20 protein-coding genes and 1 tRNA gene are annotated in these 22,342 nt (G+C 61.6%); 10 read left to right on the top strand and 11 right to left on the bottom strand.

What is annotated here, in order from left to right:
- Window positions 1-56 precede the first annotated feature (56 nt).
- On the bottom strand, window positions 57-1,970 hold the full coding sequence (locus tag RUGAMON1_RS28660; RefSeq protein WP_445233703.1) for a M61 family metallopeptidase: 1,914 nt from the start codon (window positions 1,968-1,970) through the stop codon (window positions 57-59).
- 389 nt (window positions 1,971-2,359) lie between these two features.
- Window positions 2,360-2,435 (bottom strand) — tRNA-Phe (locus RUGAMON1_RS28655).
- Window positions 2,436-2,624: 189 nt separating this feature from the next.
- Here RUGAMON1_RS28655 and RUGAMON1_RS28650 point away from each other — a divergent pair.
- From RUGAMON1_RS28650 to RUGAMON1_RS28620, 7 genes are all read left to right on the top strand, one after another.
- Window positions 2,625-3,851: an FAD-dependent monooxygenase gene (locus RUGAMON1_RS28650; RefSeq protein ID WP_445233702.1), complete on the top strand. Its 1,227-nt coding sequence runs from the start codon at window positions 2,625-2,627 to the stop codon at window positions 3,849-3,851.
- A gap of 40 nt (window positions 3,852-3,891) precedes the next feature.
- Window positions 3,892-4,620, top strand: a complete 729-nt coding sequence (locus RUGAMON1_RS28645; protein WP_445233701.1) for a DsbC family protein — start codon at window positions 3,892-3,894, stop codon at window positions 4,618-4,620.
- 38 nt (window positions 4,621-4,658) lie between these two features.
- Window positions 4,659-5,117 (top strand): (2Fe-2S)-binding protein, encoded by a 459-nt coding sequence (locus tag RUGAMON1_RS28640; RefSeq protein ID WP_116992558.1) that lies wholly within the window; start codon window positions 4,659-4,661, stop codon window positions 5,115-5,117.
- Between the two features lie 11 nt (window positions 5,118-5,128).
- The gene (locus tag RUGAMON1_RS28635) at window positions 5,129-7,348 is read left to right on the top strand and encodes a xanthine dehydrogenase family protein molybdopterin-binding subunit (RefSeq protein ID WP_445233700.1); all 2,220 of its coding nucleotides are present in this window, start codon (window positions 5,129-5,131) and stop codon (window positions 7,346-7,348) included.
- A gap of 5 nt (window positions 7,349-7,353) precedes the next feature.
- Window positions 7,354-7,920 carry a nucleotidyltransferase family protein gene (locus tag RUGAMON1_RS28630; RefSeq protein WP_445233699.1) on the top strand — a complete coding sequence of 189 codons (567 nt, stop codon included), beginning with the start codon at window positions 7,354-7,356 and terminating at the stop codon, window positions 7,918-7,920.
- A 13-nt stretch (window positions 7,921-7,933) separates the two neighbouring features.
- A complete protein-coding gene (locus RUGAMON1_RS28625) occupies window positions 7,934-9,754 on the top strand; it encodes a M61 family metallopeptidase (RefSeq protein WP_445233698.1) in 1,821 nt (606 codons plus the stop codon).
- Window positions 9,755-9,980: 226 nt separating this feature from the next.
- Window positions 9,981-11,132, top strand: a complete 1,152-nt coding sequence (locus RUGAMON1_RS28620) for a GGDEF domain-containing protein (RefSeq protein ID WP_445233697.1) — start codon at window positions 9,981-9,983, stop codon at window positions 11,130-11,132.
- Here RUGAMON1_RS28620 and trpC read toward each other — a convergent pair.
- The 7 genes from trpC to rpe all read right to left on the bottom strand — a co-directional run bounded on the left by trpC (window position 11,129) and on the right by rpe (window position 17,344).
- On the bottom strand, window positions 11,129-11,929 hold the full coding sequence (gene trpC / locus RUGAMON1_RS28615; protein WP_445233696.1) for an indole-3-glycerol phosphate synthase TrpC: 801 nt from the start codon (window positions 11,927-11,929) through the stop codon (window positions 11,129-11,131). The genes RUGAMON1_RS28620 and trpC overlap by 4 nt on opposite strands.
- A 7-nt stretch (window positions 11,930-11,936) precedes the next feature.
- Window positions 11,937-12,602: a LysE family translocator gene (locus tag RUGAMON1_RS28610; RefSeq protein WP_445233695.1), complete on the bottom strand. Its 666-nt coding sequence runs from the start codon at window positions 12,600-12,602 to the stop codon at window positions 11,937-11,939.
- Between the two features lie 11 nt (window positions 12,603-12,613).
- Window positions 12,614-13,651, bottom strand: coding sequence for an anthranilate phosphoribosyltransferase (gene trpD / locus RUGAMON1_RS28605; protein WP_445233694.1), 1,038 nt, complete (start codon window positions 13,649-13,651; stop codon window positions 12,614-12,616).
- A gap of 66 nt (window positions 13,652-13,717) precedes the next feature.
- The gene (locus tag RUGAMON1_RS28600; RefSeq protein WP_445233693.1) at window positions 13,718-14,281 is read right to left on the bottom strand and encodes an anthranilate synthase component II; all 564 of its coding nucleotides are present in this window, start codon (window positions 14,279-14,281) and stop codon (window positions 13,718-13,720) included.
- Window position 14,282: 1 nt separating this feature from the next.
- Entirely contained in the window at window positions 14,283-15,779 is a 1,497-nt protein-coding gene (trpE, locus tag RUGAMON1_RS28595; protein ID WP_445233692.1) for an anthranilate synthase component I, read from the bottom strand.
- Between the two features lie 213 nt (window positions 15,780-15,992).
- A complete protein-coding gene (locus RUGAMON1_RS28590) occupies window positions 15,993-16,676 on the bottom strand; it encodes a phosphoglycolate phosphatase (RefSeq protein WP_445233691.1) in 684 nt (227 codons plus the stop codon).
- 2 nt (window positions 16,677-16,678) lie between these two features.
- Window positions 16,679-17,344 (bottom strand): ribulose-phosphate 3-epimerase, encoded by a 666-nt coding sequence (rpe, locus tag RUGAMON1_RS28585; RefSeq protein WP_020704684.1) that lies wholly within the window; start codon window positions 17,342-17,344, stop codon window positions 16,679-16,681.
- A 191-nt stretch (window positions 17,345-17,535) separates the two neighbouring features.
- Here rpe and apaG point away from each other — a divergent pair, with 191 nt between their 5' ends.
- On the top strand, window positions 17,536-17,910 hold the full coding sequence (gene apaG / locus RUGAMON1_RS28580; RefSeq protein WP_020704685.1) for a Co2+/Mg2+ efflux facilitator ApaG/CorD: 375 nt from the start codon (window positions 17,536-17,538) through the stop codon (window positions 17,908-17,910).
- A 142-nt stretch (window positions 17,911-18,052) separates the two neighbouring features.
- Window positions 18,053-19,282, top strand: coding sequence for a murein transglycosylase A (gene mltA, locus RUGAMON1_RS28575; protein WP_445233690.1), 1,230 nt, complete (start codon window positions 18,053-18,055; stop codon window positions 19,280-19,282).
- On the opposite strand, the gene RUGAMON1_RS28570 is transcribed toward mltA, so the two are convergent.
- Window positions 19,279-19,716 carry a universal stress protein gene (locus tag RUGAMON1_RS28570; protein WP_445233689.1) on the bottom strand — a complete coding sequence of 146 codons (438 nt, stop codon included), beginning with the start codon at window positions 19,714-19,716 and terminating at the stop codon, window positions 19,279-19,281. The two genes, mltA and RUGAMON1_RS28570, sit on opposite strands and share 4 nt — an antisense overlap.
- A 63-nt stretch (window positions 19,717-19,779) precedes the next feature.
- Entirely contained in the window at window positions 19,780-21,018 is a 1,239-nt protein-coding gene (locus RUGAMON1_RS28565; protein ID WP_445233779.1) for an MFS transporter, read from the bottom strand.
- A 166-nt stretch (window positions 21,019-21,184) separates the two neighbouring features.
- Here RUGAMON1_RS28565 and RUGAMON1_RS28560 point away from each other — a divergent pair, with 166 nt between their 5' ends.
- Complete coding sequence (locus tag RUGAMON1_RS28560; protein ID WP_020704690.1) at window positions 21,185-21,961, top strand: enoyl-CoA hydratase; 777 nt, start codon at window positions 21,185-21,187, stop codon at window positions 21,959-21,961.
- Window positions 21,962-22,342: the final 381 nt, after the last annotated feature.

Raw genomic sequence — 22,342 nt, 5'->3', positions numbered from 1 at the left:
CTAAGCTGAGTGGCATTTTCGCCTGCTACTGGCCTTTTTAGCTGAGCTGACCTGGCTTATTTCATCGGTGCCAGAATCTCGCTCAGGCGGTCCGGGGTGCCGGGGACGCGTTCCAGGCGCGGGTATTTCAGGCCGTCGTGGTAGTCCAGCGATACGGTACGGTAGCCGCTGCCTTTCTTGACCAATAAGTCGATCTTCTTGTCCGTGCCTTTCGCCGCCTTGATGGCTGCGATCAGCACGGCCGGCTTGTAAGTCTGGCCATTGACGGCGACCAGCGCGGTGCCGCCCGCCAGGCCGGCCTTGAAGGCCACGCCGCCCCACATCATTTGGCTTAGCTTGCCGTCCTTGTCCAGCGAGAAACCAAGCGAGTAGCTGAAGTCGGTAGTCTTGCGCTCTTCTTCGATGACTTTGAGGATCTCGGGCTGGGTATCGGTGTAGATCAGTTTCCAGCCGCTGCGGGTCAGGCCGTCGAGCGGCGCGGGACCGTGACCGTCCAGGCGCGCGTGCAGGTAAGCCGCCCAGTCATAGGGCTGCACCGCGTTCAACACCGCGACCACATCCTTGAACGAATACGCCAGCGCAGTATGGCGACCATGCTCCACGCCGAACAAGCCGCGCGCGAAGTCGTTCAGCGAGCGCTTCTCGCCGGACAGTTCGCGGATCCTGGTGTCCACATCCAGCCAGATCAGCAGGCCTTCCGAGTAGTAGTCCTCGCCGCGCTGGTAGTTGGGCCAGCCCAGCGGGCGGCGGTTGTTGATTATCGGGGCGTAGGTGGTGTCCTGCAGGGCGCGCCAATCGCGTCCGGCCATGTTGTCAAAACGTGCGGCGATGGCGGCTAGCAGGTCCTTCGAGCTTTGCTGTTCGACCAGGCCGGAACGCGCAGCCAACACTTTGCCCCAATACTGGGTCTGGCCTTCGTACACCCACATCAGACTGTCGTCCAGCGCCGTGTTGAAGTTGGCCACAGCCTGGCCGTCAGGACGACGGAATTTGCCGTTCCACGAATGGGTGTATTCATGCGCCAGCAAATCGCGCTCCGCCTCGCTTTTCTTCCAATCCGTGAAGTAGGCGGTCTCGGCGCTGTTCTCGCTGGATTGATGATGCTCCAGGCCGATTTCGCCAAAGTCTTCGCTCAGAGCCAACAGGAAGTCGTAGTGCTTGTAATGGTGCGCGCCGTACAGCTTGGAGGCTTGCTGGATCAGCGCGCGGTGGATGGCTATCTGTTCGGGTTTCGCTTCCAGGCTTTCTGCGTCGTCGGCCACGATGGTCAGGTTGACTGGTATCTTTGCGCCGGGGGCCAGATCGAAGCGCTTGAGGTAGCGGCCGGCGAACAACGGCGAGTCGACCAGCGTTTCCAGGTCTGTGGGTTTGAATGAGGTATCGGCGCCATCGCGGCTGCTCGTTTCCAGCGCGGTACCGAAATCGAAGCCTGCCGGCAGCTTGAGATTCGGTTGAACCGTGATCTTGCGGGTGGCGTAGCCGGCCGGGTAGAGCACCATGGCATTCCACTGCACGCCGACGATATTGTCGGTCATGGTAATGCGGCCCTGCTCGTCGTGAACCGGCGACAGGAACTGGTAAGCAGCGGTCAGCGTGCTCACGCCGGCCGGTATGTCGAGGTGGAAGGCGAATACATTGACTGGATCGCGTTTCCATTCGATCGCTTTGCCGTTGCCAGTGAATTTCAGGCCAGCGAGCTGATTCAGCGGACCACTCGGATTATGATTGCCGGGTAACCATTCCGGGTATAGCAAGGTCAGCGGGCCGGCCTTGACTGGAATACTTTCCCGGATCTGGAAGATTGCCTGCCCGGTATTGGTGCCGTCCACATGCAATACGATGGTGCCGGGATACGGTGCATCAAGAGAGGGCGTAGCGGCGTGGGCGGCAAAGGTGGCGCCAACCAGCAAGGCCAGCAGGCCTTTAAAACGCAGCAGGAGTGGGCTGGAGAGTCTGGCGGTATCGTTCATGGAGAGTGGGGTAATGACACAGGTGAACAAGCACGGAACGAAGAAAAATGCGGAACCGCATGAGGGCGGATGGATAATATCAGCAAATTCTGAGGCAACCTCTTGTTCATGTTGGCTGCGGGGCGATCTTGGCGATGTTCATCACATGGCGTTGAGGGTGTCGTTGACAGTTGCAATAGAAGTCGACCAGCTTGTTCCGAATTGTCGCAACATCGTCACCCTTGCGGGTCCGTGTTTTTTTGACTATGCGGAGTTTTTTTGGGCTCTGAATGGCGGGCCGAAAGTAACTGGTGTTTACTTGGACCGGAAATAGACCGGACAGGGGAACTGTGAATCTCACAAACAAAAACGCCCACTTGCAGGAGTGGGCGTTGCGTGAGGCATGTTCTTGGTGGCCCGGGGCGGAATCGAACCACCGACACAAGGATTTTCAATCCTCTGCTCTACCAACTGAGCTACCAGGCCAAGGAGCAGAATTATAGCAGGCTTGAGTGGAATTGCAAGGGTGAATTTTTCAGGCCGGTTTTTCGCCGGAAAGCAGGGCGGACGAATTCCGCCTGCTGGACGCCGCCACCGCCGATGGCCGGCTGCTGTGCTTCTCGAAGTAAATCGCGGCGGGCCGTGCCTTAGCCCTACAAACGCTATAATGTTTGGATGACTAATCCATCCTCCCCCGCCACGCTGCGCGTTATCGAGAGTGATATTTGTATCGTTGGCAATGGCGCTATTGCCAAGACCGCCGCGCTGGGCCTGGCCCAGGCCGGTTTTAGTGTAACCCTGCTCGGTCCGCCGTCGCATCCGGCCGCTCCGGCCGTCAATACCGCCGATCTCGGCTGGGATGCGCGGGTCTACGCGCTGAACCATACCGCCCACAATCTGCTGTCCTCGCTGAAGGTATGGCATGCGCTGGACCAGGCGCGCGTGGCGCCGGTGGACGCGATGATCGTCCACGGCGACGGCGCCAACGCCGGCGGCCTGGCCTTCGACGCCTACGGCGCCCACACCGGCACGCTGGCCTGGATCATGGAAGACCGCAATCTGGGGCAGGCGCTGGACGCCGCCCTCAAGTTCGCGCAGAACGTGCGCTTCGTCGAAGGCCGCGCCACCGGCTTGCTGCGCGCCGACGACAGCGCCACCGTGCACCTGGACGATGGCGCCTGCATCAAGGCCGAACTGGTGGTCGGCGCCGACGGCGCCCAGTCCTGGGTGCGCGGCCAGTGCGATATCGGCCTCGATTACCGCAGCTACAACCAGCGCGCGGTGGTCTCCAACTTCGCCTGCGAAAAACCGCATCACGGCGCCGCCTGCCAATGGTTCACCGGCGCCGAAGGCATCGTCGCGCTGCTGCCGCTGCCCGGCAACCAGGTGTCGCTGGTGTGGTCGGCGCCGGAAGCGCTGGCCGATACGCTGCGCGCCGAATCGGCGCAGCAGATCGCCGACCGCCTGGCCGTCTACGCCGCCGACCGTCTGGGCGCGCTGACGCCGTTGCAGCCGGAGCTGGTGCGCGATTTTCCATTGCGTTTGCTGCGCCCGCACGCCATGAGCGCGCCGCGCGTGGCGCTGGTGGGCGACGCCGCCCACGTGGTGCACCCGCTGGCCGGCCACGGCATGAACCTGGGTTTCGCCGACGTCGCGCAGCTGATCAAAACCCTGAGCGAGCGCGAAGCGCAGCGCAGCATCGGCGACACCCGCGTGCTGGCCCGCTACGAGCGCGCCCGCAAGGAAGACGTGCTGCTGATGCAGCTCACCACCGACGGCCTGGCGCGCCTGTTCGGCGCGGATATGGAGCCGCTGCGCGTGGTTCGCAATTTGGGATTAAACTTGCTGGATAAATTACCGGTGCTGAAGCGCCGCCTGATCTCCCATGCGATGGGGAAGTAGGCCGGCGCCTGTCGGTTCGTCTGTAGTCATTGGAGATGTTATGAGAATGAGTAAGACCGTTTTGCTGTTGTTGTCGGCGCTGATGGCGTCCTGCGTGGGCGCGGAGACCCCGCCGTCCACGGATGCGATCAAGAAGCTGGTCGAGCCGCGCCTGGGATCGAACGTCAAAGTCGATTCGATCAAGGAAACGCCGTACGCCGGCCTGTATGAAATCCGCGTCGGCAACGATATCCTCTACACCGACAAGACCGGCACCTATCTGTTCTCCGGCCACGTGTTCAACCTGACCACCAGCACCGACCTGACCAAGGAACGCCTGGAAGAGATCAACAAGATCAAGTTCTCCGACCTGCCGCTGGACAAAGCCATCAAGACCGTCAAGGGCGACGGCAAGCGCGTGATCGCGGTGTTCGAAGATCCGAACTGCGGCTACTGCAAACGCTTCCGCCAGACCACGCTCAAGGAAACCGACAACATCACGGTCTACACCTTTATGTACAACATCCTGGCCGATGATTCGTTCACCAAATCGAAGAACATCTGGTGCTCGCCGGACCGCAGCAAGGCTTGGGAGGATTGGATGGTCAACAACAAGGCTGCGCCTGATGCGGCGGAGAAGTGCGAATCGCCGAACCAGGAAGTGCTGGACCTGGGCCACAAGTTGAACGTCTCCGGCACCCCGGCCATCTTCTTCGCCGACGGCACCCGCGTGCCAGGTGCGATCGACACCAAGGCGCTTGAAGAGAAGCTCGCCAAGATCAAGCAGTAAGTCTTACCAAACCAGCGCATCGTCCATAGGAGAACTGAATGATTACATTGAATATCAACGGTAAAGACATGCAGGTAGACGCCGATCCCTCGACGCCGATACTGTGGGCCTTGCGCGACAACCTGAATATGACCGGCACCAAGTTCGGTTGCGGCGCGGCGCTGTGCGGCGCCTGCACCGTGCACCTGGGCGGCCAGCCTATCCGCTCGTGCGTGACGCCGATTTCGGCCGCCGCCGGCCAGAAGATCACCACCATCGAAGCGATGGAATCCGATAAAGTCGGCAAGGCCGTGCAGGAGGCGTGGGTCAAGCTGGACGTGCCGCAGTGCGGCTACTGCCAGAGTGGCCAGATCATGAGCGCGACTGCTCTGCTGCGCACCAATAAAGCCCCATCCGACGCCGATATCGACAACGCCATGAGCGGCAACATCTGTCGATGCGGGACGTACCAGCGCATCCGCGCAGCCATCAAAGACGCAGCTAAAACCATCGCCTAAAGGAGAATGTCATGCGTATCGAATGGCTCAATCAGGAATCGATGGCGGATGTAGGAACTTCAGGCGGCGTGTCGCGCCGCAGCTTCATGAAGGCCGGCGCGGTGGCGGGCGGCGGTTTGGTGCTGGGCTTCTTCATGCCTGGCGCGGGACGCTTCGCCAATGCGCAGCAGCCTCCGGCCAAGGTGTATGAACCGAACGCCTTCCTGCATATCGCGCCGGACAACAGCGTGACGGTGCAGGTCAACCGGCTGGAATTCGGCCAGGGCGTGCAGACGTCGCTGCCGATGCTGATCGCGGAAGAGCTGGACGCGGACTGGTCGAAGATGAACGGCGCGCTGGCGCCGGCCGGCGACCAATACAAGGACCCGGCGTTCGGCATCCAGATCACCGGCGGCTCGGGCAGCATCGCCCACTCCTACACCCAGTACCGGGAGATCGGCGCCAAGGCGCGCGCGATGCTGATCGGGGCGGCGGCGCAGGAGTGGAAGGTGGCGCCGGACCAGATCAAGACGTCGAAAGGCACGTTGACCGGGCCTGCCGGCCAGAAGGCCACCTACGGCGCCATGGCCGATGCGGCGATGAAGCAGCCGGTGCCTGCCACCGTGAAGCTGAAGGATCCCAAGGACTTCAACTTCATCGGCAAGCCGACCAGGCGCCTGGACGCCAAACTCAAATCGACCGGCAAGCAGGTATTCGGCATGGACTTCAAGGCGCCACACAGCAAGGTCGCCGTGGTGGCGCGGCCGCCGGTGTTCGGCGCCAAGGTCGCCAAGTTCGACGCCTCGAAAGCCAAGGCGATCAAGGGCGTGCTCGAAGTGCTGGAAGTGAAGACGGATCGCGGCGGCAGCGGCGTGGTGGTGGTGGCCGACGGCTACTGGCCCGCCAAGATGGGCCGCGACGCGCTGGTCATCGACTGGGACACCAGCGGCGTCGAAAAAGTCAGCAGCGACAAGCAGCTGGCCGAGTACAAGGCGCTGGCGCAGAAGCCCGGCCTGCCGGTGCGCAAGGCCGACACCTCCAAGCTGGCCGGCGCGGCGAAGAAAATCTCCGCCGTCTATGAATTCCCTTACCTGGCGCACGCGCCGATGGAGCCGCTCAATTGCGTGGTCGATCTGCGTCCGGACGGCTGCACGGTGTGGGCCGGCTCACAGTTCCAGACGATGGACCAGGGCGCCATCGCCGCCACCGCCGGTTTGAAGCCGGACCAGGTGGTGCTGAACACGATGATGGCCGGCGGCGGTTTCGGCCGCCGCGCCGTGCCGACGTCCGACTACCTGGTCGAAGCGGTCAACATCGCCAAGGTGTGGCAGGCCAGCGGCAAAAAGGACCCGATCAAGGTGGTCTGGAGCCGCGAGGATGACATCAAGGGCGGCTACTATCGTCCGTCGCATGTGCACCGCGCCGATATCGGCGTCGACGACAAGGGCAACATCGTGGCGTGGGATCACGTCATCGTCGGCCAGTCCATCATCGCCGGCACGCCGTTCGAGCCGATGATGGTCAAGGACGGCATCGATTCGACCATGGTCGAGGGCATGGGCGAGCCGTATGAGGTGCCGCTGAACCTGAGCGCGCATTCCGTCAAGGCCAACGTGCCGGTGCTGTGGTGGCGCTCGGTCGGCTCCACCCATACGGCCTTCGTGATGGAGACGCTGATCGACGAAGCCGCGCATGCGGCCAAGATGGATCCTGTCGCCTATCGCAAGAAGCTGCTGGGCGAGAAGGGCAAGCGCCATATCGCCGCGCTGGACCTGGCGGTCGCCAAGTCCGGGTATGGCAAGAAGGCTTTACCTAAAGGCCAGGCCTGGGGCGTGGCGGTGCATGAATCGTTCAACACCGTGATCGCGTATGTGGTGGTGGCATCCGTGAAGAACGGCACGCCCAAGCTGCACCGGGTCACGGCGGGCGTGCATTGCAACCAGCCGGTCAACCCGCTGACGATCGAAGCACAGATCCAGGGCGCGGCCTTGATGGGCCTGGGCATGACCTTGCCGGGCGCAGCGATCACCCTCAAGGACGGCGTGGTGGACCAGCAGAACTTCAGCGACTACACGGTGGCGCGCATGACGGACATGCCGGTGATCGACGTCCACATCGTGCCGTCGAACGCTCCGCCGACCGGCATGGGCGAACCAGGCTTGCCGCCGCTGGCGCCGGCCTTCGCCAACGCGTTGTTCAAATTGACCGGCAAGCGTCTGCGCAAGCTGCCGTTCGATCTGGCCAGCGCCTGAGCTGAATGGCGCTGGTAGGAATATTGCTGGCAGCCGGGCGGGGCAAGCGGTTCGACCCGTCCGGCGTACAAAACAAATTGCTGCAACCGTTAAAAGACGGCGACGCCGTGGTCGCCGCCAGTGCCAAAAATATGCTGGCGGTGCTGCCGCGCGTGGTTGCCGTGGTCCGCTCCGGCGACGACCAGGTGGCTGCGCTGCTGGGCAAGCTGGGATGCGAAGTGCGGGTCTGCGCGGATGCCGATCTGGGCATCGCCGCCTCGCTGACGATGGCGGTCGACTACACCAAGGGCGCGGAAGGCTGGCTGGTAGGCTTGGGCGACATGCCCCACGTGCAGCCGGAGACCATGCGCTCTCTGGCCGCGACGATCGAACGGGGCGCGCGCATCGCGGCGCCTGTCTTTGAAGGGCGACGCGGCAATCCGGTCGCCTTCAGCAGTTATCATTTGCCGTTGCTGCTGGCGCTGGAAGGCGACCAGGGCGCGCGCGACATATTAAAAAGCCATGCGGTGAGCGAGCTGATAGTCGACGATATCGGCGTGGTGCGCGATATCGATACGCCGGGCGATTTGTAAAACAAGGATAGAGATGAAGAAAACGAACAAGAGCAATCCGGCGATCGCCTACAGCATCGTCGGACATGATTTGGCCGCCCACCTGTTCCACGTCACGCTGACGGTGGACGCGCCGGCCGAAGGCGGCCAGGTGTTCGCGCTGCCGGCCTGGATACCGGGCAGCTACATGATCCGTGAGTTTTCGCGCAATATTGTGCGCATCCGCGCCGAGTCGGACGGCCAGCCGGTGGCGCTGACCAAGCTGGATAAGCACTCCTGGCAGGCCGCCCCGCTGAAGGACCATGCGGCCTCGCTGACGGTGCATTACGAAGTCTATGCCTGGGATATGTCGGTGCGCGCCGCGCATCTGGACCAGAATCACGCCTTCTACAACGGCACCAGCGTGTTCCTGCGCGTGCTGGGGCAGGAGGACCAGCCGCACGTGGTGGACATCCAGCGGCCGGACGACGAAGCGGCCAAGACCTGGCGCGTGGCGACCTCGCTGCCGGAGTTGAAAGCGAAACGTTATGGTTTTGGCACGTACATCGCATCCAACTACGACGAGTTGATCGATCATCCGGTGGAGCAGGGCGACTTCGCGCTGGCGACCTTCAAGGCGCACGGCATCCCGCACGACATCGTCATCAGCGGCCGGGTGCCCAACCTGGACCTGCCGCGCCTGAGCGCCGACCTGAAAAAGATCTGCGAAACCCAGATCGCCTTCTTCGAGCCGAAGGCCAAAAAGGCCCCGATGGACCGCTACGTGTTCATGACGCTGGCCGTCGGCGACGGTTACGGCGGCCTGGAACACCGTGCTTCGACGGCGTTGATCTGCGCCCGCGCCGACCTGCCGAGCACGGCTGCGGCCAGCAAAGATATCAGCGACGGTTATCTGCAATACCTCGGCCTGTGCAGCCATGAATATTTTCATACGTGGAATGTGAAGCGCATCAAGCCGGCCGCATTCGCGCCGTATAACTTGCAGGTCGAGAATTATTCGCCGTTGCTGTGGTTGTTTGAAGGCTTTACCAGTTATTACGATGATTTGATGCTGGTGCGCGCCGGCGTTATCGCCGAACCGGCTTATTTCAAATTGCTGGGTAAAACTATCGGTAGCGTATTGCGCGGCAGCGGCCGTACCAAGCAAAGCGTGGCCGATTCCAGTTTTGACGCCTGGGGTAAATATTATCGCCAGGATGAAAATGCGCCGAATTCGATCATCAGCTATTACACCAAGGGTTCCTTGATTGCGTTGGCTTTGGATTTAAGCATACGCGCTAAAACCGGCGGCAAGAAATCGCTGGATGATGTGATGCGCGCATTATGGCAGCGTTATGGCCGCGATTTCTATCAAGGCGGCGGACGCGGAGTTACTCCGGCCGAAGTGGAAGCATTATTCGATGAAATCAGCGGCGGCCGGTTCAAGCCATTCTTCGATAAATATATCCGTGGCACCGAAGATTTGCCGCTGGCTAAAATGCTGGCGCCATTCGGTGTTAAATATAACGACGAGCGCAAATCGACCAAGCCCGGCCTCGATGTTAATCTCGGTAAGGACGGTAACGACTGCAAACTGTCCAGCGTGCATGAGAATGGCGCCGCACATCAGGCGGGATTATCGGCCGGCGATATATTGATGGCGATCGACGGATTGCGTGTCACCGCCAGCAATCTGGAAACGCTGCTTTCCCGCTACGGCGTCGGCTCGGAAATAGAGATACACGCGTTCCGCCGCGACGAGCTGATGACATTCAACGCGACATTACAAGGCGACCGGGTTCCCGGTATTAGCCTGTCGCTGGACCCGGCCGGCAAGAAGTCCACCGGCCCCTTGCGCCCCAGCGCGGCGCGGTAATTCCTGAGTCCGGGGCGAGTCCCCGGATTTTTTTGCCCTATCCATGCCAGATTTTGGCATGTACTAACCAGATTCCGGCATGTATTGAGGCGCTGCGGGGGCGCTGCGGTGTTGTCGGCGGTTTAAATTTACGCGGTGCTCTGGTTCTGGTTTAGAATTTGGCTGAGTTTTCTGCCAGAGGATAGACCCGCAAGTGATACTGCTTGATCCCACCACGATTATCCTGATGTCGACGCTGATGGCCGGCGCGATGAGTGTTGTCCTCTATACCGCCCATTTGAGTTTCCCCACGGAGATTAAAGGGCTGAATTATTGGGCGGCGGGATTAATATCGTTGGCATGCGGCGCAGCCTTGTTTAGCCTGAGATATAGCGCACTGGGCGAAACATTTGCCCTGCTCAGCGCCAATTCCGCCCTGATTTGGGGCGTGGGCTTCGGCATGATCGGTACTCAGCTATTTTATGGTCGGGCGCCGACCTGGTGGTTATTCCATCTGATTTGGGTGCTGGCTATGCTGGGGGTCGGCTATTGGTTGATTATTCAACCGCATTTCGCCGCGCGTGTCGCTGTATTCTCCTTCCTGATCTCCGCTTTTTATATAAACCAAGTGATTCTGGTTTGGCGTTACGGTGAGCGCCATTTCTCTACTAAATTCTTTGGCATATTGCTGCTGTTGCAGGCGCTGGTAGTATTAACGCGCGGCTTGCTGGCGGTATTATATGGCGGTGCCCAGGTTAATTTAATGAGCATGGGACCATTCCAGAGCCTTTATCTGGCAGCCGGTCATTTCATGGTTCTGCTGCTGGCGGTCAGTTTTAAAGCCGTTGCCACCCGCCGTTTGCAAGGCATACTGGAACGCCGATCCACGCTCGATCCGCTGACCCAGGTATTAAACCGCCGTGGTTTTGCCGATATCTATGCCAAAGAACATGCGCTGATGCGGCGTGAATCCACCGCCATGACCATGCTCAGCATCGATCTGGATTATTTTAAGAAAATTAACGACTGCCACGGCCACGCAACCGGTGACCGGGTTTTAGTCGATGTGGCCGCCGTGATCGGCAAAGCGCTGAGGGTTTCCGATCACGTGGCCCGATTCGGCGGAGAAGAGTTTATTGTCCTGCTGCCCGTGACGGGGCTGGACCGTGCGCTGCATATCGCGGAACGCATCCTGAGCGCCGTGCGCGAGCCCGGCCGTCCAGGATTGCCCGCCTACACCGTCAGCATTGGTATTGCTTGCCAGACAAGTGCCGATGAAGATCTGGACGGCATCCTGATGCGGGCGGACGAGGCGCTGTATCGCGCCAAGGAACGCGGGCGCGACCGTCTCGAGATCGCGCCGGGGACGGCGCCGCCTTTGCAGGCGGTAGTGGCTTAGCTAAACAGGCGCGCCAGTTCGGCGCCCGGATCGGCCGCGCGCATGAAGGCTTCGCCGACCAGGAAGGCGTGGACATTGGCTTCGCGCATGCGTTTGACGTCGTCCGGCACCATTATGCCGGATTCGGTGATCACCAGTTTTTCCTCCGGAATGCGGTCCAGCAGGGCCAGCGTGTTCTCCAGCGAGACCTCAAAAGTCCGCAAATTGCGGTTATTGATGCCCAACAGCGCGGTTTTCAGGCGCAGCGCGGCGGTCAGTTCGTCGCCGTCGTGGGTTTCCACTAGCACGCCCATGCCCAGTTCGAGGGCGCAGGCTTCCATTTCCGCCATCAGGCCGTGGTCCAGCGCCGAGACGATCAGCAGGATCGCGTCGGCGCCCATGGCGCGCGCTTCGTAGATCTGGTACATGTCGATCATGAAATCTTTACGCAGCACCGGCAAGGTGCAGGCGGCGCGCGCCTGCTGCAAATACGCCACCGAACCCTGGAAGAACTGCTCGTCCGTCAGCACCGACAGGCAGGCGGAGCCGTTGGCTTCATAGCTGGCGGCGATGTCGGCCGGGCGGAAGTCGGCGCGCAGCACGCCTTTCGACGGCGAGGCCTTTTTCACTTCGGTGATCACACCGGCGTGGCCGGCGGCGATCTTGCCGCGCAGGCTAGCTTCGAAGCCACGCAGGCCGGCGCGCAGTTCGGCGTTGCTTTCCACGTCGGCGCGAAGGCTGGCCAGGTCGCGGTATTTTTTGGCGGCGGCGACTTCGTCGGCTTTGACTGCAAGGATTTTGTTCAGGATGTCGGACATGATAAGCCTAAGATGAATGTTGTTCGGCCAGCGCCAGGCGCAGGCCGAGTGCCAGGAACAGGCCGCCCGTCACGCGGTTCAGCCACAGCGCCACCAGCGGTTTGACCTTCAGGCGCGCGCTGGCAAAGGCGGTGAAGACGGCCAGGCCGTTACACCACAACATACCGTTGAAATTGAAAATGCAGCCCAGGACGATGAAGGCCAGCGGCTTGCTGGTGGAATCTGCCGAGATAAACTGGGGCACGAACGCCAGGAAGAACAAGGCCACCTTCGGGTTCAGCACATTGGTCAGGAAGCCCTGGACGAAGATTTTACGATACGCCAGCGGCTGGGCGGCGGCGCGCACGGCCGTTTCAGCTTCCGCCGCGTCATCGGCTTGCGCCCGCAGTTTCGCGCGCAGCATGCCGATGCCGACGTAGACGATGTAGGCCGCACCTATCCACTTGACCGCCGTGAAGGCGGCGGCGGACGTTGCCAGCAGCGCCGACAAGCCCAGCGCCGCGGCGAAGATGTGGATCATGGTGCCGGCGCCGATGCCCAGCGCAGCGGCCGAACCGGCGCGCCAGCCCTGGGTGGCGCTGCGCGTCATGATCAACAGCGAATCGGGGCCGGGCATGATATTGAGCAGCAGCCCGGAGATTACAAACAAGGTCAGATCGTGGATGCCGAACATGCTGGCCTCCCTTAATTGGTTTTGCCGAGGCTTTGCGTGACCTCGACGAACTGCTGGACCTTGCGCATCGCATCGCCGGAGGTGATGGCCACGCGCGCGCGCGCCAGTCCGTCCTCGATCGAGCTGGCCACGCCGGCCGCGTACAGCGCGGTGCCCGCGTTGAGCGCGACGATGTCGTAGGCCGCGCCGGGTTCTCCGCGCAGCGCTTCCATCATCTTGGCTTTCGATTCGGCCGCATCGGCCACCTTCAGATTGCGGCTGGCGATCATCTGCAGGCCGAAGTCTTCGGGATGGATCTCGTATTCGCGGATCTCGCCGTTCACCAGTTCGCCGACCATGGTGCCGGCGCCGAGCGAGACTTCATCCATATTGTCGCGGCCATAGACCACGATGGCGTGCTGCGCGCCCAGGCGTTGCAGCACGCGCACCTGGATACCCACCAGATCGCCGTGGAACACGCCCATCAGGATATTCGGCGCGCCGGCCGGATTGGTCAGCGGTCCCAGGATGTTGAAGATGGTGCGCACGCCGAGCTCCTTGCGCACCGGCGCCGCATGCTTCATCGCCGCATGGTGGTTTGGCGCGAACATGAAGCCGATGCCGGTCTGCGCGATCGATTGCGCGATCTGCTCCGGTTTCAGGTTGATGTTGGCGCCCAGCGATTCGATCACGTCGGCGCTGCCGGACGACGACGACACGCTGCGGCCGCCGTGCTTGGCCACGCGCGCGCCGGCGGCGGCGGCGACAAACATCGAAGCGGTGGAGATGTTAAAGGTGTGCGCGCCGTCGCCGCCGGTGCCGACGATGTCGAGCAGGCCGGTGGTGTCGGCCATCGGCACCTTGGTGGAGAACTCGCGCATCACTTGCGCGGCGGCGGCGATTTCGCCGATGGTTTCTTTTTTCACGCGCAGGCCCATGGTCAGGGCGGCGATCATGGTCGGCGACATTTCGCCGGACATGATCTGGCGGAACAGGTGCAGCATCTCGTCGTGGAAGATCTCGCGGTGTTCGATGCAGCGCAGCAGTGCTTCTTGATGGGTGATAGGCATGGCTATTCCTTCTTCAATTTTTTGGCATGGGCGGCGCAGGGCGCGCGCCGGGGCGAACTACGCTGGTCAGCGGACCAGGAAGTTCTTCAACAGTGCGTGGCCGTGTTCCGACAGGATGGACTCGGGGTGGAACTGCACGCCCTCGATGTCGTATTCCTTGTGGCGCACGCCCATGATTTCACCGTCGTCGGTCCATGCCGTCACTTCCAGGCAGGACGGCAGCGAGCTGCGCTCGATAGCCAACGAGTGATAACGGATCACTGTGAAAGGCGAGGGGAGGTTTTTGAAAACGCCCACGCCCGTATGCGCGATTAAAGAAGTTTTGCCATGCATGACCTGCTTGGCGCGTATGACCTTGCCGCCGAACGCTTCGCCGATGGCCTGGTGGCCAAGGCACACGCCCAGTATCGGCTTCTTGCCGGCGAAGTGCTTGAGCACCTCGATCGAGATACCGGCTTGCGACGGATCTTTCGGACCTGGCGATATGCAGATGTGGTCCGGGTTCAGTGCTTCGATTTCCGCGATCGTGATTTCGTCGTTGCGGTACACGCGTACATCCTCACCCAGTTCGCCGAAGTACTGCACGATGTTGTAGGTGAAGGAGTCGTAGTTGTCGATCATTAGCAGCATCTCAGAACTCCCCATCCAGGCCATCTTGCACTTGTTCGGCGGCGCGCAGCACGGCGCGCGCCTTGTTTTCAGTTTCCTGCCATTCCATCTCAGGTATCGAGTCGGCGACGATGCCGGCGGCGGCCTGCACGTACAGCATGCCGTCCTTGATCACGCCGGTGCGAATGGCGATCGCGACGTCCATCTCGCCGCCGAAGGACAGGTAGCCGCAGGCGCCGCCGTAGATGCCGCGCTTGGAGATTTCCAGTTCGTCGATCACTTCCATCGCGCGCACTTTCGGCGCGCCGGTCAGCGTGCCGGCCGGGAAGGTGGCGCGCAGCACGTCCAGGTTGGAGAGGCCGGATTTCAGCTTGCCTTCCACATTGGAGACGATGTGCTGCACATGCGAGTATTTTTCGATGACCAGGCGGTCGGTGACCTTGACGCTGCCGATCTCGGAGATGCGGCCCAGGTCATTGCGCGCCAGGTCGATCAGCATCACGTGTTCGGCGATCTCTTTCGGATCGGCCAGCAGTTCCTTGGCCAGTTCGGCGTCGCGCTCAGGCGTCGAACCGCGCGGGCGGGTGCCGGCGATCGGGCGCAGCGTGACTTTCTTGTCGCCGTCCGGCAGCGTTTCGTTGCGAACCAAAATCTCCGGCGAGGCGCCGACGATCTGCATGTCGCCGAAATTGTAGAAGTACATATACGGCGACGGATTCAGCGAACGCAGCGCGCGGTACAGCGTCAGCGGTGAATCGACGTAAGGCTTGCGCAGGCGCTGGCCGATCTGCACCTGCATCAAGTCGCCGGCCATCACGTATTCGTGGGCCTTGGCGACGGCCTTCAGGTATTCCTCTTTCGGGAAGTCGCGCGTGATGTCGGTGCGTACCGAGGCGCTGGTCACCGGCGCGTCGACGCCGCGGCGCAGCATCATGCGCAGGTCTTTCAGGCGCTGGCGCGCTTTGGAATACGACTCCGGCTGCGTGGTGTCGGCGTAGACGATCAGATACAGCTTGCCGGACAGGTTGTCGATGACGGCCAGTTCTTCGGTCACCATCAGCTGGATGTCGGGCAGGCCCAGGTCATCCTTCGGCTGGCTGTTGGCCAGCGTCTTCTCGATGTGGCGCACGGTGTCGTAGCCGAAGTAGCCGGCCAGGCCGCCGCAGAAGCGCGGCATGCCGGGACGCAGCGCGACCTTGAAGCGCTTCTGGTAAGCCTCGATGAATTCGAGCGGGTTGCCTTCGTGGGTTTCGATCACGGCGCCGTTCTTGACGATCTCGGTGCGCGTGCCGAAGTTGCGCAGCACGGTCGTCGCCGGCAGGCCGATGAAGGAGAAGCGGCCGAAACGCTCGCCGCCCACCACCGATTCAAGCAGGAAGGTGTTCTTGCCGCCGTTCTGGGTCTGGGCCAGTTTCAGGTACAGCGTGAGCGGGGTTTCGAGATCGGCAAAGGCTTCAGCGATCAGTGGAACGCGGTTGTAGCCGTCGGTGGCCAACGATTTGAATTCGAATTCGGTCATGTCTTCTCTCCATGCCGCCAAGGGTGTGGGTGTGGGTTTGGCGGTGAGTTGTCAAAAAACCTGTCGGGTGCGCGTGCACCGGCGACAGCAATCAGTTTGGCTGAGTTTGCCAGGATTGCCAGCGTCGCCAAAGCCAGGCCTCAATCGAGCCGGTTTGGTTGACATTGTGTTTTTTGGAGAGAGACATTTTGGGCAGGTTAGTTCAGCTAAGGGTTAGTTTTGCGAACGAATCAGGCTAGACGCTTCTAGCAATGTGGCTACTATACCATCGGAATCGGTTTTGTGTATAGCTTCTCCGTGATTGTAACCATAAGGCACCGTCAGCACCGGGCAGCCCGCTGCCCGCGCGGCTTGCGCGTCGTTCGAGGAGTCGCCGATGGCCACCACCTGCGCCGGTGCCAGGCCGAAATCGGCGCACACCGTTTGCAGCGGCAGCGGATCGGGCTTTTTGCGCGGCAGCGAATCGCCGCCGTAGACCACCTCGAAGAAACCGTCCAGGCCTTTGAGCTTGAGCAGCGGCGTGGTGAACGAGATGGGCTTGTTGGTTACACAGGCCAGGCGCAGGCCCTGCGCTTGCATCGCCGTCAGGCCTTCGATCACGCCCGGATACAGGGCGCTGTAGTTGCCGTTGATGCTCAGGTAGTGGCGCTGGTAGGCGTCCATCGCGGTCTCGAAATGCGCTTCCACGCGGGCCGCGTCCCAGTCCAGTCCGAGTACGGAGCGGATCAGGTTTTCCGAGCCCTTGCCGACCATCAGCGCGATCTGGTCCTGCGTAATCGGTTGCAGGTCCAGTTCCGCGCGCATGCCGTTGAGGGCGACGTGGAAGTCGGGAATCGTATCGAGCATGGTGCCGTCGAGATCGATGATTGCGGCGCGTACGCCTGCCAGCACGCTCATGCTTACACCGTCGCCAGTTGGGCGCGCATGGCGTCGATGACGGCCTTGTAGTCCGGCTTGCCGAAGATGGCGGAGCCGGCCACGAAGGTGTCCGCGCCTGCCGCCGCGGCGGCGGCGATGTTGTCGATCTTGATGCCGCCGTCCACTTCCAGCAGGATGTCGCGGCCGGATTCGTTGATCAGGCGGCGCGCTTCGGCAATCTTCTTCAGCGCCTGCGGGATGAAGGACTGGCCGCCGAAGCCTGGATTGACCGACATGATCAGGATCATGTCGATCTTGTCCATCACGTGTTCCAGGTAGCTCAGCGGCGTGCCCGGGTTGAACACCAGGCCGGCCTTGCAGCCGTGGTCGCGGATCAGTTGCAGCGAACGGTCGATGTGGTCCGACGCTTCCGGGTGGAAGGTGATGATGTTGGCGCCAGCCTTGGCGAAGTCCGGGATGATGCGGTCGACCGGCTTGACCATCAGGTGCACGTCGATCGGCACTTGCACGTGCGGGCGGATCGCTTCGCACACCAGCGGGCCGATGGTCAGGTTGGGAACGTAATGGTTGTCCATCACGTCAAAGTGAATGATGTCTGCACCGGCGGTGACGACGTTGCGGACCTCTTCACCCAGGCGGGCGAAATCGGCGGACAGAATGCTGGGAGCGATGCGGAAAGTGGTCATGGCTGTGGGCTGGCAAGAAAAAGATGCGCTATTTTACGCTGCCCGGCGCGACTGTATCGGTTTTGCGGTGGTTTTCAGCCGCGCCGTCCTTGCATACGGGGCGGATTTGCGGTGCAATGGGGGTCTGACGATATACAATCGCCAATTTTGCATAGAGCGATTACGCTTTTACCAAGCTTTAAGGAATCTCGATGGCCACTTACGAATTTACTGTGTCGGTCAGAACTCAGTACCTGCCGGATCAGTCGGACCCGGAACGCACCAACTTTGTGTTTACCTATTCAATCACGATCAAGAACACCGGCACCGTGGCGGCGCAGCTGATCTCGCGCCACTGGGTCATCACCGACGCCAACAATCATGTGGAAGAAGTGCGCGGACTGGGCGTGGTCGGCCATCAGCCGTTGCTGCAACCGGGCGAGCATTTCGAATACACCAGCGGCACGGCGCTGCAAACCCAGCAGGGCTCGATGGTCGGGGAGTACTTCTGCGTGGCCGAGGACGGCCACCAGTTCGAAACCAAGATCCCGGAGTTCGTGCTGTCGCTGCCGCGCACGCTGCACTGATTACTCTTGTTCGTTTTCCTTGGCCGGCGGGGGCAGCTTCTTAGTCTTGCCCTTGCCTTGGTACATGGTCCACCAGACGATGAACACCAGCAGGAAAAACGCCACGCATGCTTCTATCATCAATACCCACATAGCCATCCTTATGTCATTAACACGCCGTAGTCTACTCGTTCCGCTGACCGTCGTCGCGGTTTCGCTGGCCGCCTGTACCACCACGCCGCTGCCGCCCGATAAAACACCGGCGCCGACCGTGACGCCGCCGGCGCCGGTGGTGCCACCTGTGCCACCTGTGCCGCCAACGCCGACGCCGGTTCCGCCCAAGCCGGCCGCACTGCAAATGGTGCCGACCACCTTCGCGTCGCTGCCGGGCTGGGACAAGGATGATGTGCGCGCGGCCTGGCCGGCGTTCATGTCCTCGTGCTCGGTGCTGGTCAAGCAGCCGAGCTGGAAGGAGTCGTGCAGCATCGCGCGCACCGTCAACGCTGGCGATGAGCAGGCGATCCGTACCTTCTTCGAGGCGTTCATGGAGCCGAACCAGGTGGTCGCGCCGGACGGCGCCACCGACGGCCTGGTCACCGGCTACTACGAGCCGCTGCTGCGCGGCGCGCGCAAAAAGGGCGGTCCGTATCAGACGCCGCTATACAAGGTGCCGGACGATATGCTGACCATCGACCTGGCCAGCGTGTATCCGGAGCTGAAGGGCATGCGCCTGCGCGGCAAGCTGGTTGGCAAGAAAGTGGTGCCGTACGCCACCCGCGCCGATATCGAGAAGGCCGACTTCGGCGGCAAGGAGCTGCTGTGGGTGGACGATCCGGTGGAGTCCTTCTTCCTGCAAGTGCAGGGTTCGGGCCGCGTGCAGCTGACCGATAGCCAGGAAACCGTGCGCGTGGCGTATGCGGACCAGAACGGCCATCCCTACAAGTCGATCGGCAAATACCTGGTGGAGAAGGGCGAGTTGACGCTGGAGCAGGCGTCGGCGCAGGGCATCAAGGCGTGGGTCGCCGGCCACCCGACGCGCATGCAGGAGCTGTTCAATGTGAATTCGAGCTATGTGTTCTTCAAGGAGGAGCGGCTGCCGGATCCCAAGGTGGGGCCGAAGGGCGCGCTGGGCGTGCCGTTGACGCCGTCGCGTTCGGTGGCGATCGACGCGTCGCAGCTGCCGCTGGGCGCGCCGGTATTCCTGTCGACCACGATGCCGAACAGCGACATCCCCTTGCAGCGCCTGGTCATGGCGCAGGATACCGGCGGCGCGATCCGTGGCGCGATCCGGGTCGACTACTTCTTCGGCTTCGGCACCGAGGCGTCGGAGAACGCCGGCCGCATGAAGCAGCGCGGCAATGTCTGGGTGCTGCTGCCGAAGCAGCCGCTTTAACGCAACACCATCACGGGCAGCGTGGTATGGGCGAGCACCTTCTGTGTCTCGCTGCCCAGGAACAGCCGGTTCAGGCCGCGCCTTCCATGCGACGCCATCATGATGATGTCGCATTCAAACTTCTTCGCCGCCTCGACGATTTCTTCGTAGGGGCTGGGCGACATCGTGATCACTCCCTCGAAAGGAATCGCCTCGGCGTGCGCGGCGGCGGCGGCCTTGTCGATGTGGTGGCGTGCCGTGTTCTGCATCTGCGTGGCGAACTGGCCGGAATCGATCACCGCGCCGCTATCGCCCATGGACGCAAACGGCAGCGGCGTGATGACCGTGATGGCGACGATGCGCGCGTGATTGAGCTTGGCAAACTGGACCGCCATGGCGGTCGCTTTGTCCGACAGCTCCGAGCCGTCGGTGGGCAGCAGAATGGACTTGAACATGGCGCACTCCAATGATGGGACACTGAATCCAGCCTAATGATTTAGGCGGATGGACGGCGCACGTTAGGAGGCTGCCGGCGCCGCCTGATGCTGGGCGTTGCGCATCGCCGAGGACAGCGCCATCGCCACCGACAGCGCGATGCCCCCCACCGCCACGCAAGCCATGCCGGTGCGGATGCTGAAGTGCTCGCCGATATAGCCGGCCGTCAGCGCGCCGAGCGGCGCCGTCGCCACCGTCAGGAAGCGCATGGTCGACACCATGCGGCCCAGGTAGGCGTCGGGCGTGACTTTCTGGCGCATCGTCATATATGGCATAAAGAACAGCATCACGCCGCAGTCGAGGAACAGCGACAGGCTGCCGCACGCCACGGCGCTGGCGGTCGGGCTGCCGAACAGATTGGCCGGGATCATCGGCATGGCGGCGAACGCGAACGCGGTCAGGCCCAGGCCGATCTGCATGGTGACGCCGGCGCCAAAACGGGTATTCAGCGGTTTCAGCAGCAAGGAACTCATCAGCACGCCGATACCTCCGACCATTTGCGCCATCCCCAGCATGCCGGCGGTCATGCCCAGTTCCCGGGTGCTGAACAGCACGCAGAGCGCGGCGTAGCCATAGAACAGCATATGCCACACGCCCGCGCCCCAGGCCAGCGTGCGCAGCAGCGGCTGGCCCCAGATGAACAACAGCCCGTCGTGGATGTCGCGCAGCGGATGCTTGTGGGACGGCGCCGGCTTGGGATCGGTGGCGTTCAGGTTGCGCAGCAGCAGGATGGAGATGACAAAACCGACGGCGTTGACCAGCATCGCAAAGGGGGCGGTCAGCCACTGGATCAGGATGCCCGCGATGCCGGGCGCGATCAGCCGCGCGGCCGAATCGGTGGCGGCAAACTTGGATTGCGCATCGGTCAGGCGGTCGCGCCCGATCAGGTTGGTGAGGAAGATCTGTTCCGCGCCGCCGCCCACCACCGAACAGGCGCCGCCGATGAAGGAAACCACATACATCCATTCGATGGACAGCAGGCCCAGCCAGTACGCCAGCGGGATGCTGCCCAGCGTCACGGCCATGACCGCCTTGCTGCCCAGCAGTACCGGCAGTTTGCGGTTGCGGTCGAGGAAGACGCCGGCCGGCAGGGCCAGCAGCGCAAACGGAATCGCCGCCGACGCGCCCAGCATGCCCATCTGCGCCGGCGTCGCGTGCAGCAGCAGGACGGAACACAGCGGCAGGGCCAGTGCACTGATATAACTGCCGAAGCCGTTGAGGATGGAACTGGACCAGTAGCGCATGAAGTCGCCGTTGCGCAGCAGGGCGTCATCGCTGAGCTTGTTGCTCAGCTTGTTGCTCAGGTGGCGGCGTAAGACGGTAAAAATAGGAGGCTCTTTAAAGCAGGTTGCTATGCGTCAATGATACCAGCGCGGGAGTTAGGCGCTACAATCCTTCAGGAATATTTCACTATGAAGGAGACACCTTATGCAATATGAAGATCTGATCGTTGAAGTGCACGACAAAGTTGCCCTGATCCGCCTGAACCGTCCGAAGGCGCTGAATGCGCTGAACGACCGCATGATGAACGAGCTGGGCGATGCCTTATATAAGTTCGACGCCGATCCGGCCATCGGCTGCATCGTGCTGACCGGCAGCGAGAAAGCCTTCGCCGCCGGCGCCGACATCGCCGCCATGGCGGACTACACCTATGTCGATACTTATCGCGACAACTACATTACCCGCAACTGGGAGCACATCCTGCGCATCCGCAAGCCGGTGGTGGGCGCCGTGGCCGGCTATGTGCTGGGCGGCGGCTGCGAGCTGGCGATGATGTGCGATTTCCTGATCGCGGCGGATACGGCCAAGTTCGGTCAGCCGGAAATCAAGGTCGGCGTCACGCCGGGGGCGGGCGGCACGCAGCGCCTGCCGCGCACCATCGGCAAGGCCAAGGCCATGGACATGCTGCTGACCGCGCGCACCATCGACGCGGCGGAAGCGGAGCGCATCGGCCTGGTGTCGCGCGTCGTCCCGGCTGACAAACTGATCGAAGAAGTGCTGACCGCAGCCAAGCAGATCGCATCGATGCCGACCTCGGTCGCGATGATGATCAAGGACTCCGTCAACCGCGCCTTCGAGACCACGCTCACGGAAGGTGTCAATTATGAACGCCGACTGTTCCAGTCTGCCTTTGGTACGCCTGCGCAAAAAGAAGGCATGCACGCTTTCCTCGAAAAGCGCTTGCCTAACTTCGACGGTCTTTGATATAGTTCGCCTCCCCGCAAAATGGCACATGCAAATGTGAAATGAGCGGGGAGAAAAGTAAGGGTTGACGAAACGATCTAAACGCTTCATACTCTTTCTTCTTCGCTGACGGACACAACGCTCCGCAGCAAGCGCAGTACCGAATAAGTTCTTTAAAAATTTACAGTCGATAAGTGTGGACGTTTGATGAAAGTGCACACGCTGCTTAGGCAGCGTGAAACTTAAAATATCAAATGTTCACAAGAAGTAATGAAATAGGCGCTATGAAAATAGTGGCCTGTCAGTATTTTGAGTGAGCGACCCCTTAGCAATAAGGGTGCTACGAGAGTAGCAAAAGTAACAGAGATTAAACTGAAGAGTTTGATCCTGGCTCAGATTGAA

Origin of the sequence: Duganella rhizosphaerae (assembly GCF_040364205.1) — a bacterium.
Classification (GTDB): domain Bacteria; phylum Pseudomonadota; class Gammaproteobacteria; order Burkholderiales; family Burkholderiaceae_D; genus Rugamonas; species Rugamonas rhizosphaerae.
This window is presented reverse-complemented; position numbering and strand designations above follow the sequence as displayed.

Excerpts from the sequence above, each read along its gene's own strand:
- RUGAMON1_RS28660 (WP_445233703.1), bottom strand. The coding sequence starts at position 1,970 with ATGAACGATACCGCCAGACTCTCCAGCCCACTCCTGCTGCGTTTTAAA.
- RUGAMON1_RS28650 (WP_445233702.1), top strand. The coding sequence starts at position 2,625 with ATGACTAATCCATCCTCCCCCGCCACGCTGCGCGTTATCGAGAGTGAT.
- RUGAMON1_RS28645 (WP_445233701.1), top strand. The coding sequence starts at position 3,892 with ATGAGAATGAGTAAGACCGTTTTGCTGTTGTTGTCGGCGCTGATGGCG.
- RUGAMON1_RS28640 (WP_116992558.1), top strand. The coding sequence starts at position 4,659 with ATGATTACATTGAATATCAACGGTAAAGACATGCAGGTAGACGCCGAT.
- RUGAMON1_RS28635 (WP_445233700.1), top strand. The coding sequence starts at position 5,129 with ATGCGTATCGAATGGCTCAATCAGGAATCGATGGCGGATGTAGGAACT.
- RUGAMON1_RS28630 (WP_445233699.1), top strand. The coding sequence starts at position 7,354 with ATGGCGCTGGTAGGAATATTGCTGGCAGCCGGGCGGGGCAAGCGGTTC.
- RUGAMON1_RS28625 (WP_445233698.1), top strand. The coding sequence starts at position 7,934 with ATGAAGAAAACGAACAAGAGCAATCCGGCGATCGCCTACAGCATCGTC.
- RUGAMON1_RS28620 (WP_445233697.1), top strand. The coding sequence starts at position 9,981 with ATGTCGACGCTGATGGCCGGCGCGATGAGTGTTGTCCTCTATACCGCC.
- trpC (WP_445233696.1), bottom strand. The coding sequence starts at position 11,929 with ATGTCCGACATCCTGAACAAAATCCTTGCAGTCAAAGCCGACGAAGTC.
- RUGAMON1_RS28610 (WP_445233695.1), bottom strand. The coding sequence starts at position 12,602 with ATGTTCGGCATCCACGATCTGACCTTGTTTGTAATCTCCGGGCTGCTG.
- trpD (WP_445233694.1), bottom strand. The coding sequence starts at position 13,651 with ATGCCTATCACCCATCAAGAAGCACTGCTGCGCTGCATCGAACACCGC.
- RUGAMON1_RS28600 (WP_445233693.1), bottom strand. The coding sequence starts at position 14,281 with ATGCTGCTAATGATCGACAACTACGACTCCTTCACCTACAACATCGTG.
- trpE (WP_445233692.1), bottom strand. The coding sequence starts at position 15,779 with ATGACCGAATTCGAATTCAAATCGTTGGCCACCGACGGCTACAACCGC.
- RUGAMON1_RS28590 (WP_445233691.1), bottom strand. The coding sequence starts at position 16,676 with ATGAGCGTGCTGGCAGGCGTACGCGCCGCAATCATCGATCTCGACGGC.
- rpe (WP_020704684.1), bottom strand. The coding sequence starts at position 17,344 with ATGACCACTTTCCGCATCGCTCCCAGCATTCTGTCCGCCGATTTCGCC.
- apaG (WP_020704685.1), top strand. The coding sequence starts at position 17,536 with ATGGCCACTTACGAATTTACTGTGTCGGTCAGAACTCAGTACCTGCCG.
- mltA (WP_445233690.1), top strand. The coding sequence starts at position 18,053 with ATGTCATTAACACGCCGTAGTCTACTCGTTCCGCTGACCGTCGTCGCG.
- RUGAMON1_RS28570 (WP_445233689.1), bottom strand. The coding sequence starts at position 19,716 with ATGTTCAAGTCCATTCTGCTGCCCACCGACGGCTCGGAGCTGTCGGAC.
- RUGAMON1_RS28560 (WP_020704690.1), top strand. The coding sequence starts at position 21,185 with ATGCAATATGAAGATCTGATCGTTGAAGTGCACGACAAAGTTGCCCTG.